At 67.8% G+C, this 15032-nt stretch carries 17 protein-coding genes; 12 read left to right on the top strand and 5 right to left on the bottom strand.

Annotated features, from left to right (window positions below; all coding sequences use genetic code 11):
• Window positions 1-5: 5 nt before the first annotated feature.
• A complete protein-coding gene (locus OQ968_RS09075; protein WP_324676867.1) occupies window positions 6-1937 on the bottom strand; it encodes a flavin-containing monooxygenase in 1932 nt (643 codons plus the stop codon).
• A gap of 187 nt (window positions 1938-2124) precedes the next feature.
• Here OQ968_RS09075 and OQ968_RS09070 point away from each other — a divergent pair, with 187 nt between their 5' ends.
• Both OQ968_RS09070 and OQ968_RS09065 read left to right on the top strand, forming a co-directional pair.
• Window positions 2125-2589, top strand: a complete 465-nt coding sequence (locus OQ968_RS09070; protein WP_324676865.1) for a hypothetical protein — start codon at window positions 2125-2127, stop codon at window positions 2587-2589.
• 120 nt (window positions 2590-2709) lie between these two features.
• The gene (locus OQ968_RS09065; RefSeq protein WP_324676863.1) at window positions 2710-3840 is read left to right on the top strand and encodes a nitronate monooxygenase family protein; all 1131 of its coding nucleotides are present in this window, start codon (window positions 2710-2712) and stop codon (window positions 3838-3840) included.
• Between the two features lie 6 nt (window positions 3841-3846).
• On the opposite strand, the gene OQ968_RS09060 is transcribed toward OQ968_RS09065, so the two are convergent.
• The 3 genes from OQ968_RS09060 to OQ968_RS09050 form a co-directional block, all read right to left on the bottom strand.
• A complete protein-coding gene (locus OQ968_RS09060; RefSeq protein ID WP_324676861.1) occupies window positions 3847-4074 on the bottom strand; it encodes a hypothetical protein in 228 nt (75 codons plus the stop codon).
• Between the two features lie 65 nt (window positions 4075-4139).
• Window positions 4140-4430, bottom strand: a complete 291-nt coding sequence (locus tag OQ968_RS09055) for a hypothetical protein (RefSeq protein WP_324676860.1) — start codon at window positions 4428-4430, stop codon at window positions 4140-4142.
• A gap of 65 nt (window positions 4431-4495) precedes the next feature.
• Window positions 4496-4894, bottom strand: coding sequence for a hypothetical protein (locus OQ968_RS09050; RefSeq protein ID WP_324676858.1), 399 nt, complete (start codon window positions 4892-4894; stop codon window positions 4496-4498).
• A gap of 242 nt (window positions 4895-5136) precedes the next feature.
• On the opposite strand from OQ968_RS09050, the gene OQ968_RS09045 reads away from it, so the two are divergent.
• From OQ968_RS09045 to OQ968_RS09035, 3 genes are read left to right on the top strand one after another with little or no spacing between them, the layout of a single operon-like run.
• Complete coding sequence (locus OQ968_RS09045) at window positions 5137-6399, top strand: cytochrome P450 (protein WP_324676856.1); 1263 nt, start codon at window positions 5137-5139, stop codon at window positions 6397-6399.
• Between the two features lie 9 nt (window positions 6400-6408).
• A complete protein-coding gene (locus OQ968_RS09040; protein ID WP_324676854.1) occupies window positions 6409-7422 on the top strand; it encodes an alcohol dehydrogenase catalytic domain-containing protein in 1014 nt (337 codons plus the stop codon).
• A gap of 12 nt (window positions 7423-7434) precedes the next feature.
• Entirely contained in the window at window positions 7435-7983 is a 549-nt protein-coding gene (locus OQ968_RS09035) for a YceI family protein (RefSeq protein ID WP_324676852.1), read from the top strand.
• Window positions 7984-8002: 19 nt separating this feature from the next.
• On the opposite strand, the gene OQ968_RS09030 is transcribed toward OQ968_RS09035, so the two are convergent.
• Window positions 8003-9115, bottom strand: coding sequence for a DUF7159 family protein (locus tag OQ968_RS09030; protein WP_324676850.1), 1113 nt, complete (start codon window positions 9113-9115; stop codon window positions 8003-8005).
• Window positions 9116-9708: 593 nt separating this feature from the next.
• Here OQ968_RS09030 and ag85B point away from each other — a divergent pair.
• The 7 genes from ag85B (at window position 9709) to OQ968_RS08995 (ending at window position 15026) form a co-directional block, all read left to right on the top strand.
• Entirely contained in the window at window positions 9709-10698 is a 990-nt protein-coding gene (gene ag85B / locus OQ968_RS09025) for a diacylglycerol acyltransferase/mycolyltransferase Ag85B (protein WP_324676848.1), read from the top strand.
• Between the two features lie 84 nt (window positions 10699-10782).
• Window positions 10783-11313, top strand: a complete 531-nt coding sequence (locus OQ968_RS09020; protein WP_420715876.1) for a chorismate mutase — start codon at window positions 10783-10785, stop codon at window positions 11311-11313.
• 143 nt (window positions 11314-11456) lie between these two features.
• Entirely contained in the window at window positions 11457-11870 is a 414-nt protein-coding gene (gene rpfC / locus OQ968_RS09015) for a resuscitation-promoting factor RpfC (protein WP_324676846.1), read from the top strand.
• A gap of 45 nt (window positions 11871-11915) precedes the next feature.
• Entirely contained in the window at window positions 11916-12407 is a 492-nt protein-coding gene (locus OQ968_RS09010) for an SRPBCC family protein (RefSeq protein WP_324677382.1), read from the top strand.
• Entirely contained in the window at window positions 12404-13258 is an 855-nt protein-coding gene (locus OQ968_RS09005) for an SDR family oxidoreductase (RefSeq protein WP_324676844.1), read from the top strand. The genes OQ968_RS09010 and OQ968_RS09005 overlap by 4 nt, the downstream gene beginning before the upstream one ends.
• Window positions 13259-13274: 16 nt before the next feature.
• On the top strand, window positions 13275-13685 hold the full coding sequence (locus OQ968_RS09000) for a lipoprotein LpqH (RefSeq protein ID WP_420715875.1): 411 nt from the start codon (window positions 13275-13277) through the stop codon (window positions 13683-13685).
• A 21-nt stretch (window positions 13686-13706) separates the two neighbouring features.
• Complete coding sequence (locus OQ968_RS08995; RefSeq protein ID WP_324676841.1) at window positions 13707-15026, top strand: cytochrome P450; 1320 nt, start codon at window positions 13707-13709, stop codon at window positions 15024-15026.
• Window positions 15027-15032: the final 6 nt, after the last annotated feature.

Genomic DNA, 15032 nt, shown 5'->3' with positions numbered 1-15032 from the left:
CGTGCTCACTTTCTTTGTCGCACAACGAATTGTGGCCAGTCGGGCTCGCGGACCGCGGCCCAGTACTCGTTGAGGCGCCACGGGCTGACGGTGTGGATCTCCCCGTCGGCGTTCTTGAAGTAGGAGTGTTTGACGGCCGGATGCGACCACACCATCTTCTTGATCTGGGTCTGCGTGCGCCGATGCCAATCGGTGGCCGCCTCGGCGCGCGGTTCCATGGAATGCACGTCCGGCTCCGCCAGCCGCTGCAGGCACTGGTCGATGTAGCGCATCTGCAGCTCGGACTGAAAGATCAGGCTGCCGCCGTGGGCGAGATGTGTTCCGGGACCGTAGACGATGAAGAGGTTGGGGAAACCCGGAACGGTGATGCCCAGGTATGCGTACGGCCGGCTCCCCCACATGTCGTGCAGGTCGATCCCGTCGCGGCCGGTGATCTTCAACGGCCACAGCACGTCGGTGTGCCGGAACCCGGTGGCGTAGACGATGACGTCGGCGTCGTGGGTGACGCCGTCCTCGGTGACGACGCCGCGCGGGACGATCCGGCGGATCGGGGTGCGCACCAAATCGACGTTGTCCCGCTGCAGCGTTCGCAGCCAGCTGCCGTTGTCCTGCAACGTCCGCTTGCCGGTGGCGGGATAGTCGGGCATGACCTTGGCCAGCAGGTCGTCGTTTTCGCCGACCTGGCTGGTGATCCACTGGCTGAACATCATCCGGGCGGCGGCGTTGATGTCGCTGACGGCGTAGTCCTGATCGGCGTAGTTCGGGTCGCCCTCCGCGGCGTCGAGGCCCTTGTCGGAGCCGGGCCACAGCACGAGAAACCGGTACCACCTGCCGTAGAACGGCAGGTGCCGCATCGCCCAGCGCACACCGTCGCCGACCTCGTCGTGGTACATCGGATTCGGGAACATCCACTGCGCGGTGCGCTGGAAGACTGTGAGACGCTCCACGTCCCCGGCGATCGCCGGCGCGATCTGGAATCCGCTGGCGCCGGCCCCGATGAGCGCGACCCGCTTACCGGTCAGGTCGACCGAGTGATCCCAGGCCGCGGAGTGAAACGACGGCCCCTCGAAGGTGTCGGCGCCGTCGAATTCGGGGATATACGGGCGATTCAGCTGACCGACGGCGGTGATGAGGGCCCGCGCGCTCAGCGTGCTGGTCCGCCCGTCGGCGGCGCGCAGCCTGACGTTCCAAACGCCGTCGTCGTCGCGCCACTCGGCCGCGAGGACCTCGGTGTTCCATTGCACGTGCCCGGTCAGCGCGTGCTTGTCCATCACCTTGGTGAAATAGTCCTGCAGCTCGTACTGCTCGGCGAAGAAATGCGTCCAGTCGTTGTTGGGTTCGAAGCTGTAGCAATAGAAATGGTTCGCCACGTCGACGCGGGCGCCGGGATAGCTGTTCTCCCACCATGTTCCGCCGGGGCCGGGGTTCTTCTCCACGATGGTGAAGGGGATGCCGGCCTGTTTGAGGCGCACTCCGGCCAGGATGCCGGATTCGCCGCAGCCGACGACGACCACCGGAATCTCGGTCGCGCGCTCGGCCGGCAGGGGCGAAGGGCGGCGGGGGTCGGCCCCGTCGAGGTCCAGCTCCTCGGAGACCAGGGCAAGGTAGTCGTCGGGAACGTGCTCGCAAGCCGCCCAGTCCATCATTTCCCTGATCAGCTCGGGGGGCAGCGGCTTCGGTTCGGGGCAGCCGCGGTCTCGATACTCCGTGATCACCTGCAGCGCCGCCGCGCGCGCCCGCGCCTTGTCCTCCTCCGACATGAACCCCTGGACCTCGTTGAGGAAGACACCCATCTGCTTGAACTCGCGGATGAATCGCGGGTCGCCGGTGATGTGGACGAGCGACAGCAGCAGCGTCGGAATGCTGACGTCCTCCAGCGCGGCCGCGATCTCGGCCGTGGGCGTGGTGAACGGATCGCCCGCGTAGCGGCTGCGCATCAAGCCGATCCTTCCGGTGGACGGGGAGCGCCAATTACGCTACGCATCGTTTCGTAATTGGCAGCACCACGCTACCCTTTTGCGCCGCGGCGGATCAAGGGCGATGCGAACCCGGCCGCAGCCCTGTGCCGATCCGGCGCGGTGGGAAACAATCGAGACGACCCGTCATGCGGGAGGTGGATGACAAGTGGCCCCGTTACTCACGGCCTGCAGTGGATTCCTGTTGGCCGTCCTGTGGATGGATCTGATCTTCGACACCCAGGTGCTCGGCCACCGAGGCGCCGGTGACGAACTGCCCGAGTCGGTGCTCGCCTCCATCGCCGGGTATTACCACCGCGCGACGACCACGTCGCGACCGATGGGCCGGCTGATCGTCGTGGTGATGCTGATCATGTTGGGCGCGTTGGGGTTTCAGGCCACCCGGGGGCCTGAGCCCGCCTGGCTGCTGGTGATGTCGGCGTTGCTCGCGGGCCTGCCCATCATGCTGGCGTTGACGCAAACCGTTCCCGACGCCGTTCGCCTCGGGCGGCGCACCGACGGCCCGCCCGAGCAGACCCGCCTGGCCCGCTCCATCTGCCGCGACCACCTCGTCTGCGTCGGCTGCATGCTCGCATTCCTGGTGCTGTGGGTGGCCCACGCCCTGGCGGTCTGACGCGGAAACTGCGACACGTCGTAGTTCGCGGGCGCCGGTCAGGCCCGGCTGGCCTCGTCAACGGGGTGCGTACTAAACTAGAACACGTTTCAATTCGGCGAGCGTCCACCAGGAGTTGGTATGCACACCCCTATTTGCGACGAACTCGGCATCGAGTTCCCGATCTTCGCCTTCACCCACTGCCGCGACGTGGTGGTGGCCGTCAGCAAGGCCGGGGGGTTCGGCGTGCTGGGCGCCGTCGGCTTCACGCCCGAGCAGCTCGAGATCGAGCTGAAGTGGATCGACGAGAACATCGGCGACCACCCCTACGGCGTCGACATCGTCATCCCGAACAAGTACGAGGGCATGGACTCGCACCTGTCCGCGGAAGAGCTGGCCGAAACGCTGCGCAAGATGGTGCCCCAGGAGCACCTCGACTTCGCCAAGAAGATCCTCGCCGACCACGGTGTCCCGGTGGAGAACGCCGACGAGGACACCCTGCAGTTGCTGGGCTGGACGGAGGCGACCGCCACCCCGCAGGTCGAGGTGGCGCTCAAGCACCCGAAGGTGAAGATGATCGCCAACGCGCTCGGCACTCCCCCGGCCGACATGATCAAGCACATCCACGACGCGGGCCTCAAGGTGGCCGCGCTGTGCGGCTCACCGTCGCAGGCCCGCAAGCACGCCGACGCGGGCGTCGACATCATCATCGCCCAGGGTGGTGAGGCCGGTGGACACTGCGGCGAGGTGGGCTCGATTGTGTTGTGGCCGCAGGTGATCAAGGAGGTCGCCCCGGTGCCGGTGCTGGCGGCCGGGGGCATCGGCAGCGGCCAGCAGATCGCGGCGGCGCTGGCGCTGGGCGCCCAGGGCGCGTGGACCGGTTCGCAGTGGCTGATGGTCGAGGAGGCGTCGAACACCCCGGTTCAGCAGGCGGCATACGCCAAGGCCACCAGCCGCGACACCGTGCGCAGCCGGTCGTTCACCGGCAAGCCGGCCCGGATGCTGCGCAACGATTGGACCGAGGCGTGGGAGCAGCCCGACAACCCGAAGCCCCTCGGCATGCCGCTGCAGTACATGGTTTCCGGCATGGCGGTGCGGGCCACGAACAAATACCCGAACGAGACCGTCGACGTCGCGTTCAATCCCGTCGGTCAGGTCGTCGGCCAGTTCAACAAGGTGGAAAAGACCTCGACGGTCATCGAGCGCTGGGTGCAGGAGTACCTGGAGGCGACGAACAGGCTGGACGAGCTCAACGCCGCCGCCAGCGTCTGACGGCGCCTACTCGTCGTCGACGTCGACTTCGCCCTTGCCGGTGAAGACCTCCTTCGCCCGGTCCACCGCATACGTGCCGATCTCGATCGAGTTCTGAACGATGCCGCTGGCACCGCCGGCGATGTCGCCGCGGATGATGTCGCTGGCGTGTTCGACGATGTCGGAACTCTTCTCGACGGCGTTGGTCGCGATGTCCTTGGCGGCGTCGACCACATCTTTCGGAGTGATAGCCATCGGAGTCTCCTTCGGTTGCAGGACCTTCGGTACGACTCTAAACGCGGCGCCTGGTGGCCTCGCGGTCAGTAGTTCACCAGGCTGCGCCAATAGTCTTCCGGGATCTCGGCGCCGGACCGCAACACTCGCGCCAGCCCGACGGCCATCGCCACCCCGAGCAGGCCCAGCCACAACCCCGCCAGCCCGATGATCGCCCACAGCACGGCGGTGACCACGGGCCACGGCGACAGCACGGCGAGCACCGGCGCGAAGAAGAACCCGGTGCCGATGTACCAGGCCGAGCCGGCGCGATCGGACGCCAGGACAAAGCGCAGCCATCGTGGGATGGGTGCCCGGACGGGCTGATCCTGACGCATCACCGCTCACCTCTTCCCTCCTTGATACCCCAGATGGCGTCGCCCGGAGGAGAAGTGTCAGCCGGTCACCCGGCGGGCGGGAAGAACCCTGCCCCGGTGAACCATCCCTCTTGCCAGCCCTGATCGCCCAGGCACAGCATGGGCAGGCCCGCCGGTGACTGTGCCGCCGCTTGCGGACCCGGGCACTTCGCGCCGGCCTGCTGCACCCCGTACAGCGGATAGGAGATGACCCAGTAGCCGGTGGTGGCCGCGGGGAACTGATTCGGCGGCGGGAAATGACAGGCCTCGGCCTGGCCGCTGGGGCCGCGCCCGAAGATGAAGCGCTCGTAGTTGTCGCACGGCGCCCCCAGCGAAGCCTCATAGTTCATGCCCGGCACGTCGCCGTCGTAACCGGCGGCCGCGCAGGGCGCCACGCTGATGGCACCCCCCGTCATCGCAGCGACGGCAAGTATTTCGCGGATCATGCGCGCCCACCCTTCCCGATACCCTCGCCCGGCCTGCGCCGGTGACCTGGACCAAAGCATATCCATTGCGCCGCGGGCCACAAGGTTCGTTGCGCGAGCTGACTGAAACCCCGCCCCGGTCCCAACGGCCGGGCCCACTGAACACGTTGCAATTCGGGGCGCCGATCTTGCGTCAGTGCTTCCCAACCGGGGTGTGGCAATGGTTTATTGGCACTAGAACACGTCGTATCGAGGAGTGGTTCATGCCGACCCCCAATCTCCCTCCCGGGTTCGATTTCACCGACCCGGACATCCACGCCGAGCGGTTGCCGGTCGAAGAACTGGCCGAGTTGCGTCGAACCGCGCCGATCTGGTGGAACGAGCAGCCCTACGGCGCCGGCGGGTTCGACGACGGCGGCTTCTGGGTGGTGACCAAGCACAAGGACGTCAAAGAGGTCTCGCTGCGCAGCGACGTCTTCTCCAGCCTGGAGAAGACCGCGCTGCCGCGCTACAAGGACGGCACGGTCGGCGAGCAGATCGAGCGTGGCAAGTTCGTCCTGCTCAACATGGACGCGCCGCAGCACACCCGGCTGCGCAAGATCATCTCGCGGGCCTTCACTCCCCGAGCCATCGAGCGCCTGCGCGGAGACCTCGCCGAGCGCGCCCGCCGCATCGTCGAGGAAGCCGCCGCCCAGGGCCGGGGTGACTTCGTCGAACAGGTGTCGTGCGAGCTGCCGCTGCAGGCCATCGCCGGGCTGATGGGGGTGCCGCAGGAGGATCGCAAGAAACTCTTCCACTGGTCCAACGAGATGGTCGGCGACCAGGACCCCGAATTCGCCGGCAACGACGCCATCACCGCCTCGGTCGAGCTGATCATGTACGGCATGCAGATGGCCGCCGAGCGCACGAAGAACCCGGGGGAAGACCTCGTCACCAAGCTGGTCCAGGCCGACATCGACGGCCACAAGCTCTCCGACGACGAATTCGGCTTCTTCGTGATCCTGCTGGCGGTGGCCGGCAACGAGACCACCCGCAACTCCATCACCCAGGGCATGATGGCCTTCACCGACTTTCCCGACCAGTGGGAGCTGTTCAAGAGGGAGCGCCCCGCGACCGCGGCCGACGAGATCGTCCGGTGGGCCACCCCGGTCACGTCGTTTCAGCGCACCGCGCTGGAGGACTACGAACTGTCCGGCGTGCAGATCAAGAAAGGCCAGCGGGTCGTAATGGTCTATCGTTCAGCCAATTTCGACGAGGAGGTCTTCGACGACCCGTTCACCTTCAACATCCTGCGTGATCCCAACCCGCACGTCGGGTTCGGTGGCACCGGCGCGCACTACTGCATCGGCGCAAACCTGGCGCGGATGACGATCGACCTGATGTTCAACGCGATCGCCGACGGCATCCCGGACCTGGAATCGATCGGCAAACCCGAGCGGCTGCGGTCGGGTTGGCTCAACGGGATCAAGCACTGGCAGGTGGACTACCACACCAACGGCGCGACGAAATCCCCTGTCGCGCACTAAGCTAAGCCGATGCCCACGCATCAAGCCGTCCGGGTTCAATCCGCAGGCGGCCCCTTAGAGCTGGCCGAGGTCGAGACTCGACCACCGGGTCGCGACGAGGTACGGATAGCGGTCACCGCGTGCGGCGTCTGCGGCACCGACGCTCACTTTGTCCACGGCGGCTTTCCGAACATGACGTGGCCGCTGACCCCGGGACACGAAATCGCCGGGACCATAGCCGACGTCGGCCAGGGCGTCGTAGGTTTCGCGCCGGGCGACCGCGTCGCCGTCGGCTGGTTCGGCGGGTGCTGCTACCACTGCGACCCGTGCCGCAAGGGCGTCTTCATCCACTGCGCCAACGGGAAGGTCCCGAGCTGGCACTACCCCGGCGGTTACGCGGAATCGGTCACCGTGCCGGCGAGCGCTTTGGCCCGGATCCCGTCCGGGCTCTCGGATGTGGAGGCCGCCCCGATGGGCTGCGCCGGAGTCACCACCTATAACGCGCTGCGGCACACGAGGGCGCTGCCCGGCGACCGGGTCGCGATCCTCGGCATCGGCGGGCTCGGCCACCTCGGCGTTCAGTTCGCCCGCGCGATGGGGTTCGAGACCATCGCGATCGCCCGCGGCACCGGCAAGGCCGAGGACGCTCGGAAGCTGGGTGCCCACCACTACATTGACTCCACCGGCGGCGACGTCGCCGAGGCATTGCAAGCTCTGGGCGGCGCCGCGGTCGTCCTGGGCACCGCCGGCAACTCCCAGGCCATGGCCGACACCGTCGGCGGGCTGCAGCCGCAGGGCGAATTGATCACCATCGGCGTGACCGCCGACCCGCTGCCCGTGAGTCCGCTACAGCTGATCAACCCGGGGCTCAGCATTACCGGCCACCCCTCCGGCACGGCCAAAGACGTCGAGGACACAATGCATTTCGCGGTGCTGTCCGGCGTGCGCGCATGGATCGAGGAGCTACCGTTGTCGCAGGCCGCCGACGGCTATGCGGCGATGGAGCAGGGCCGGTCGCACTACCGCACCGTTTTGACCGTGTGACACAGTCGGTCTGTGGCCGACCTATGGACGATCTCCGCATCCGACGGCGAGCTGTTGATTCGCACCGGCGTCGAGGGCAGGGCCGCGCGGATGGGCCATCGGCTCACCATCGCGATGACGCGCTGGGAGGCGACGGTGGCCTGGGCCGACACCGAACCGGCCAGCGCGGAGCTGACCGTCGAGGTCGATTCGCTCGAGGTGCTGCACGGCGAGGGCGGCGTCAAAGGATTGTCCGGTCCCGAGAAAACCCTGGTGCGCTCGAACGCGTTGAAGTCGTTGGACGCCGGCCGTCACCCGGAGATCCGCTTCGCCGCCGACGCGATCGACAAGACCGACGACGGGTACCGCCTCGCCGGAAAACTGCACATCAAGGGGAAGTCGCGAAGGCACGTAGTCGACTTGCGCACAGAGGATCTCGGTGACTCGTGGCGAATGTCGGCCGAATCCGAGGTTCGCCAGTCCGATTACGGTGTCAAACCGTTTTCGCTGCTGATGGGTTCGGTGAAGGTCGCCGACGAGGTGACGGTGTCGTTCACCGCGGTGCACCCCAAGGACGATTGACCCGGGGCGCTGCCGCGACTCAGGGCGTAGTGCCGGAATCGCCGGCGTCGCCGGGTATGTGCTCGAGCACCCGGGTCAGGTACGGTTGCCGGCCGTTCGGGTCCGGTTGCGGTTCGGCGGGGGCGGCATGCTGCTCCTCGGGCGCGGCCGGCTGCACTTCCGGCTCGCCGACGGGCGCCTTGGGGTGCGGGGCCGCCTGCTCGGTCTCCCGGGGTGGTGCGACGGCGGGCGCGACGGCTTCGGCGACTTGGGGTGTCGGCGGGTGCACCGCGTGCCTCGGGGCACCGGGCTGGGCGGCCGGCGCCAGCTGGATACCCACCGCGAGCGATACGGACGCGACGAAGGTGACCGCGCCGGCGGCCAACGCGGTCACGGCCCCCGCATAGGACAACTGCCGGGGCCGCGCGGTCGCGGCGTCGGGTTCGCTGATGGGGGCGATAAGTTGCTCGTCGGTGAACTCCGTGCTGAACGCCGCCGCGAGCGCCGCGCCCCGGGCCACCGTCACCTGTGCCATGGTTTGCGCGAAAACCGGTACGGGCAAGGCCTTTTCGAGTTGCCAGGAAAGCTCGTCGATGTCGTCGTCCGCGCCGACGACAACGACCCCGCCCGGGCGCCATCCGTCGCGTTCGAACATCCCGGTCAGCCAGTGGGTCAGCCCGTCGAAGCCGTCGCGCACATGCTTGACGGCGGTTTGGGTCTCGCCGTCGTGGGTGTCGACCATGACGACCGTCGCCCACTCGTGCTCGAGGATGCAGACCGCCGTCTGGTCGTAACCGATCACGGGCGCGATGGCCCGCGCCAGGGTCTCGACGGCATCGAGCCTCCGAACCGGCACGACGTTGTCGAAACCCGCGTCGGTCAGCGCCTCCTGCAGCAGCGCGGCCTGGGCGGCCGCGTCGTCGTTCCAGGTGACCCCGATGACCCGCAGGTGGTGATCGCTCGCGGCCGCCCGCGCGTCCACCCGCAACACCTCGTGGGTCACCTGCTCCGCGGTGCCCACGGCGCGCACTCCGCGGCCGGCATGCAGCGCCAGCTCCCGATGGTCCACGATGGTGCCGTCGGCACCGTGCCCTTCGGCGAGAACCCACCCGACGGTGGCCGGCGTGACTGATAGCCCTAGTACCGCGTCCAAATTTGCACCTCGATCGTTCCCGGACCTCCGACGCCCTCGGTCAAACCGACGCGCACCATGAAGTCCGCCGGTGCGGTGATTCGTGAGGGCCGGAACGGACCAGGATTGCGTTGGTCTCCGTCGGCTTGCTTCGGGAGAGCCTACGCGGTCGATCCGGGCCGGGCCGCGCCGGTGCGGAGCCCGAACCAAAGCCGCAGATGACAACCACGGCGCGGGACGAAAACTTGAATCGATCCAGTGGCCGGGGCGTTCCGGCATCCCGGCCGCCAATACGGGCAAACGTTCGACGGAGTGCCGGGGCGCGGGAGAACCCGGCGAAATCGGGTCGAGCATTTTGATCAGACGACCTTTATGTATGCGTATGTATGCGCGTTGTGCTGTTCGCCGCCCCGGCCCGGGGTACCCGGCACCGGCCACGCTGCCTGGCGCTTCCGGCCGCGCGCGCCGGGCAGGGCCCGCGCGTCGCCGGCGCATTTTCGGTGGCCGCTAACCGATACCAAACCGAGATTGCTTCGCGTCTTAATCGACATTTGGCCTATTGCCACGGTAAATTCTGCCGAGGGCACCCCACGACATAGGACAAGGGAGCAGGTATGACAGACGTGAGCGAGAAGATCCGGGCCTGGGGGCGCCGGCTATTGGTCGGTGCGGCGGCGGCTGCCACCATGCCGGGCCTGATCGGTCTTGTGGGGGGTTCGGCGACTGCGGGGGCGTTCTCGCGCCCGGGTCTGCCCGTCGAGTACCTGCAAGTTCCGTCCGCTTCGATGGGCCGTGACATCAAGGTCCAGTTCCAAAGCGGCGGAAACGGCTCACCGGCCGTGTACCTGCTCGACGGCCTGCGTGCCCAGGACGACTACAACGGCTGGGACATCAACACCCCCGCGTTCGAGTGGTACTACAAATCGGGCCTGTCGATCGTCATGCCGGTCGGTGGCCAGTCCAGCTTCTACACCGACTGGTACCGCCCCGCGTGCGGTAAGGCCGGCTGCTCGACCTACAAGTGGGAGACATTCCTGACCAGCGAGCTGCCGGGCTACCTGTCGTCGCAGCGGAGCGTCAAGCCGAACGGCAGCGCCGCGGTGGGTATCTCGATGGCGGGTGCATCGGCGATGAATCTGGCGAACTACCACCCGGGCCAGTTCGTCTACGCCGGTTCGCTGTCCGGCTACCTCAGCCCGTCCACCGGGCAGGGCTGGATAGGCCTGGCGATGGGCGATGCGGGCGGCTACAAGAAGGAAGACATGTGGGGGCCGGACAACGACCCCGCGTGGCAACGCAACGACCCCTTGGTCAACGTCAACCTGCTCGTCGAACACAACACCCGGCTCTGGGTGTACTGCGGTAACGGGACCCCGAACGAACTGGGCGGCGCCAACCTGCCGGCCACGTTCCTGGAGAGCAACTTCATGATCGGGGTCAACAAGAAGTTCCAAGACGCCTACAACGCCGCGGGCGGCCACAACGCCGTGTTCAACTTCCCGGCCTACGGCACGCACAGCTGGGAGTACTGGGGCGCGCAGCTCAACGCCATGAAGGGCGACCTGCAGAGCAGCCTGGGCGCCACCCCGGGCGGCGGCGGATAAACCCCGCCCGGTCCGAACATCGCTACTGCGCTTGACGGCACCGTCAGGCGCAGTAGCGCGTTCGGGGTCGTTGCGGTCGCGACGCTGGCGGTGCTGGCCGCGGTGCTTGCGACGCCGGCACGAGCCGACGACACCAGTCCCCTGACCGAATTGGTCGACGCCGCCGCGCAGCGGTTGCAGGCCGCCGAGCCCGTCGCCGCGGCGAAATGGAGGACGCACGGCGCCGTCGAGGACCCCGGCCGCGTGCAGCAAGAGCTCGCCGAGATCGCGGCCGAGGCCACCGCCCGGCACGTTGACCCCGACTACGTCACCCGGGTCTTCGGCGACCAGATCGACGCGACCGAGGCCATCGAGTACCGCCGCTTCGCGGACTGGAAGCTCGACCCGGCCAGCGCGACCGCCGGTTCGCCGGACCTGTCGGCGTCGCGCTCGGCGATCGACGCCCTCAACGAGACGATGCTGACCCAGATCGTGGCCAACTGGGACCTGCTGCACGCGCCGGCGTGTGCCCCGCAGCTCCAGGCCGCCAGCAGCGGTGTCGTCCGGGCCCGCGGGCTCGACGCCCTTTATCAACAGGCGCTGACATCGGCGACGCGGTCATATTGCCAGGGCTGATTTACTGATTTCTCAGTGATCTCTAAAGCTTTGCCTTTCGGCTGCCGGTAACCCGATTTCGGCTGATAGACGGCCTGTCTGAGCCAATCTCACCCAATTTTCGAATTGGTAACGCTTCGGACACAGCCGCCGAATTGTTGGACATGAGTAAACTCTGCAAGCCTCTCGTCAAGTCCATCATGGTCGGCGGGTTCGTTGCAGCGTCGCTGTCTTTCCCCGCCGCCGTGGCCGGCGCCGCGCCCGTCGCCCCCAACTGGGACGCGGTCGCCCAATGCGAGTCCGGCGGCAACTGGCACGCCAACACCGGAAACGGTGAATACGGCGGGCTGCAGTTCAAGCCGAGCACCTGGGCGCGCTACGGCGGCGTCGGCAACCCGGCGGCCGCGTCGCGGGAGGAGCAGATCGCGGTGGCCAACCGGGTCTTCGCCGAAGAGGGCGTGGAGCCGTGGCCGAAGTGCGGCACCGCCTCGGGCCTGCCGATCGGGCTGTATTCGCATCCCGCACAGGGCATCAAGCAAATCATCAACGGGATCATTCAGGCGAGCATCCCCCATTGATGACGACCCGCGGTGGCCGTCTCCGGTCTATGACCGAGCACCAAGCTGTGTTTGGATCAGGCCATGGAAGGTTCGGCGACGGTTCATATGAAGGCGCCCGCGGACAAGATCTGGGAGCTGATCGCGGACATCCGCAACACCGGACGGTTCTCCCCGGAAACCTTTGAGGCGGAATGGCTCGACGGTGCGACCGGACCGGCGCTCGGTGCCCGCTTCCGCGGTCATGTCAAGCGAAACGGTATCGGCCCCGTGTACTGGACGACGTGCAAGGTGACCGCGTGCGAACCCGGCCGTGAGTTCGGGTTCGCGGCCATGCTCGGCGACCGCCCGGCGAACACTTGGCACTACCGCCTGGCGCCTGCCGGCGACGGCACCGACGTCACTGAGTCATTTCGACTCCCCCCTTCGCTATTCGCCACGGTGTACTACTGGGTGTTCGGCGGCTGGCTGCGTCAGCGCAACAACATCCGCGACATGACCATCACGCTCAATCGCATCAAAGATGTGGTCGAGGCGGGCTCGACGGGCTCGAGATGAAATCGATCTTCATCACCGGGGCCGGCAGCGGCATGGGCCGCGAGGGCGCCAAGCTCTTCCATGCCAACGGCTGGCGGGTCGGCGCGGTGGACCGCAACGGCGACGGGCTGGCGTCGCTCGGCCGCGAGCTCGGGGCCGAGCGGCTGTGGACCCGTGTCGTCGACGTGACGGACAAGGCCGCCCTGGACGGCGCGCTGGCCGACTTCTGCGCCGGAAACACCGGCGGTGGGCTCGACATGATGTGGAACAACGCCGGGATCGGCGAATCCGGCTGGTTCGAGGACGTGCCACACGAGGCCGCCATGCGCGTGGTCGAGGTGAACTTCAAGGCGGTGCTGACCGGCGCCTACGCCGCGCTGCCCTACCTGAAGAAGACCCCCGGCAGCCTGATGTTCTCGACGTCGTCGTCGTCGGGCACCTACGGGATGCCGCGCATTGCGGTGTATTCGGCGACCAAGCACGCGGTCAAGGGGCTGACCGAGGCGCTGAGCGTCGAATGGCAGCGACACGGCGTGCGCGTGGCCGACGTGCTTCCCGGCCTGATCGACACCGCCATCCTGACCACCACGACCAACCACTCCGACGATGCCGCGGCGACGATGTCCGCCGAGGAGCTCCGCGCCACCGCGCCCAGGAAGGGCTTGTTCCGGCTGATGCCCGCGGCCAGCGTGGCCGAGGCGGCGTGGCAGGCCTACCACCACCCGAGGCGGTTGCACTGGTACGTGCCCAAGGGCATTCGAGTGATCGATCTGCTCAAGGGTCTGAGCCCGGAGTTCGTGCGGGGCCGCATCGTCAAATCCCTACCCGGGCTGATGCCGAAATCGGCCAGTGAATCCGCAGTGAAGGAGTGACCCCGTGCAGAAACGGATGATCGCGACCGCTTTCGTCATCGTCGCCTGCGTCGCCGTCGTCGCCGGGTGCGGGCAGGCGCAGACCACGCCGCTTCGGGCGGCCCGTTTGACCATCGACGGGGCCACCCACTCCGCGCGTCCCCCCGCCTGCAGCCAGATGCAGTCGTACCGGACCATCGACATCCGCGACCGCGACGGGCAGGTGGAGGCCGTGGTGCTGTTCAGCGGCGATCGGGCCATCCCGCAGTGGGTGAAGATCCGCAACATCGACGGGTTCACCGGCAGCTTCTGGGAGGGCGGGGTCGGAAGCGCCCACGTCGAGCTCACCAACCGCGCGTACACCATCACCGGCAGCGCCTACGGCATCAACAGCAGCAACCCCAACAAGGTCGTCACGACGGACTTCAAGATCAGCGCCGAGTGCTGACGCCCGCCTAGGCTTGGACCCGTGAAGGACAGATTGCACTGGCTTGCGATGCACGGCTTCATCCGGGGCGTCGCGCGAATCGGAGTCCGGCGGGGCGACATGCAGGCCAGGCTGGTCGCCGACCCGAAGGTGGCCGCCGACCCGGTGCCGTTCTACGACGAGGTGCGCGCGCTGGGCCCGCTGGTGAAGAGCCGCGTCAGCTACCTCGCCGTCGACCACGCGCTCTGCCATGAGCTGCTGCGGTCCGACGACTTCCGGGTGCTCGAGATCGGCGCGAACCTGCCGGCGCCGCTGCGGTGGCTGGAGCGCAAGGCCCGCGACGACCTCCTGCATCCGCTGCGCGCGCCCTCGCTGCTGGCCGTCGAGCCGCCCGACCACACCCGCTACCGCAAGACGGTGTCGGCGGTGTTCACCTCCCGGGCCGTCGCCGCGCTGCGCGAGCGGGTCGAGCGGACGGCCACCGATCTGCTGGATCGGCTCGCCGACGAGTCCGGCGTCGTCGACATCGTCGCGCGGTACTGCTCGCAGCTTCCGGTCGCGATCATCAGCGACATCCTCGGGGTGCCCGAGCAGGACCGCCCGCGCATCCTGGAGTTCGGCGAGCTGGGCGCGCCGAGCCTGGACTTCGGCTTGCCGTGGCGGCAGTACCGCAGCGTGCAGCAGGGGATCGCCGGATTCAACTTCTGGCTCGCCGACCACCTGCGGCAACTGCGGCGCGCCCCGAGCGACAATCTGATGAGCCAGTTGATCCAGGCGGCCGAAAGCGGCTCTGCCGAAACGTATCTCGACGAAACCGAACTCCAGGCGATCGCGGGGCTGGTGCTGGCCGCCGGGTTCGAAACCACCGTGAACCTGTTGGGCAACGGGATTCGCATGCTGCTCGACGCGCCCGAGCACCTGGAGACGCTGCGCCGGCGCCCCGAGTTGTGGCCCAACGCCGTCGAAGAGATCCTGCGGCTGGAATCGCCGGTGCAGCTCACCGCGCGCATCGCCATCAACGACGCCGAGCTTGCGGGCACCCGGATCCGGCACGGCGTGGTGGTGGTGTATCTGGCCGCCGCCAACCGGGACCCGTCGGTGTTTCCCGATCCGCACCGCTTCGACATCGAACGCCCCAATGCGGGAAAGCATCTCGCGTTCTCCGGGGGCAGGCACTTCTGCCTGGGGGCCGCTCTCGCCCGCGTCGAGGGCGAAGTCGGGCTGCGCACGTTCTTCGAGCGCTTCCCCGACGTGCGGGCGGCGGGGGCCGGGAGCCGGCGCGACACCCGGGTGCTGCGGGGTTGGTCGAGCCTGCCGGTGGACCTGGGCGCGGCACGATCACTGGCGCCGGTCGACGTCTAAGGCCGA

This window comes from Mycobacterium sp. 663a-19 (assembly GCF_035616495.1).
In the GTDB taxonomy this organism is placed as follows: Bacteria; Actinomycetota; Actinomycetes; order Mycobacteriales; family Mycobacteriaceae; genus Mycobacterium.
Note: the sequence above shows the minus strand (reverse complement) of the source record. Positions and strands in the feature narration are given on the sequence as shown.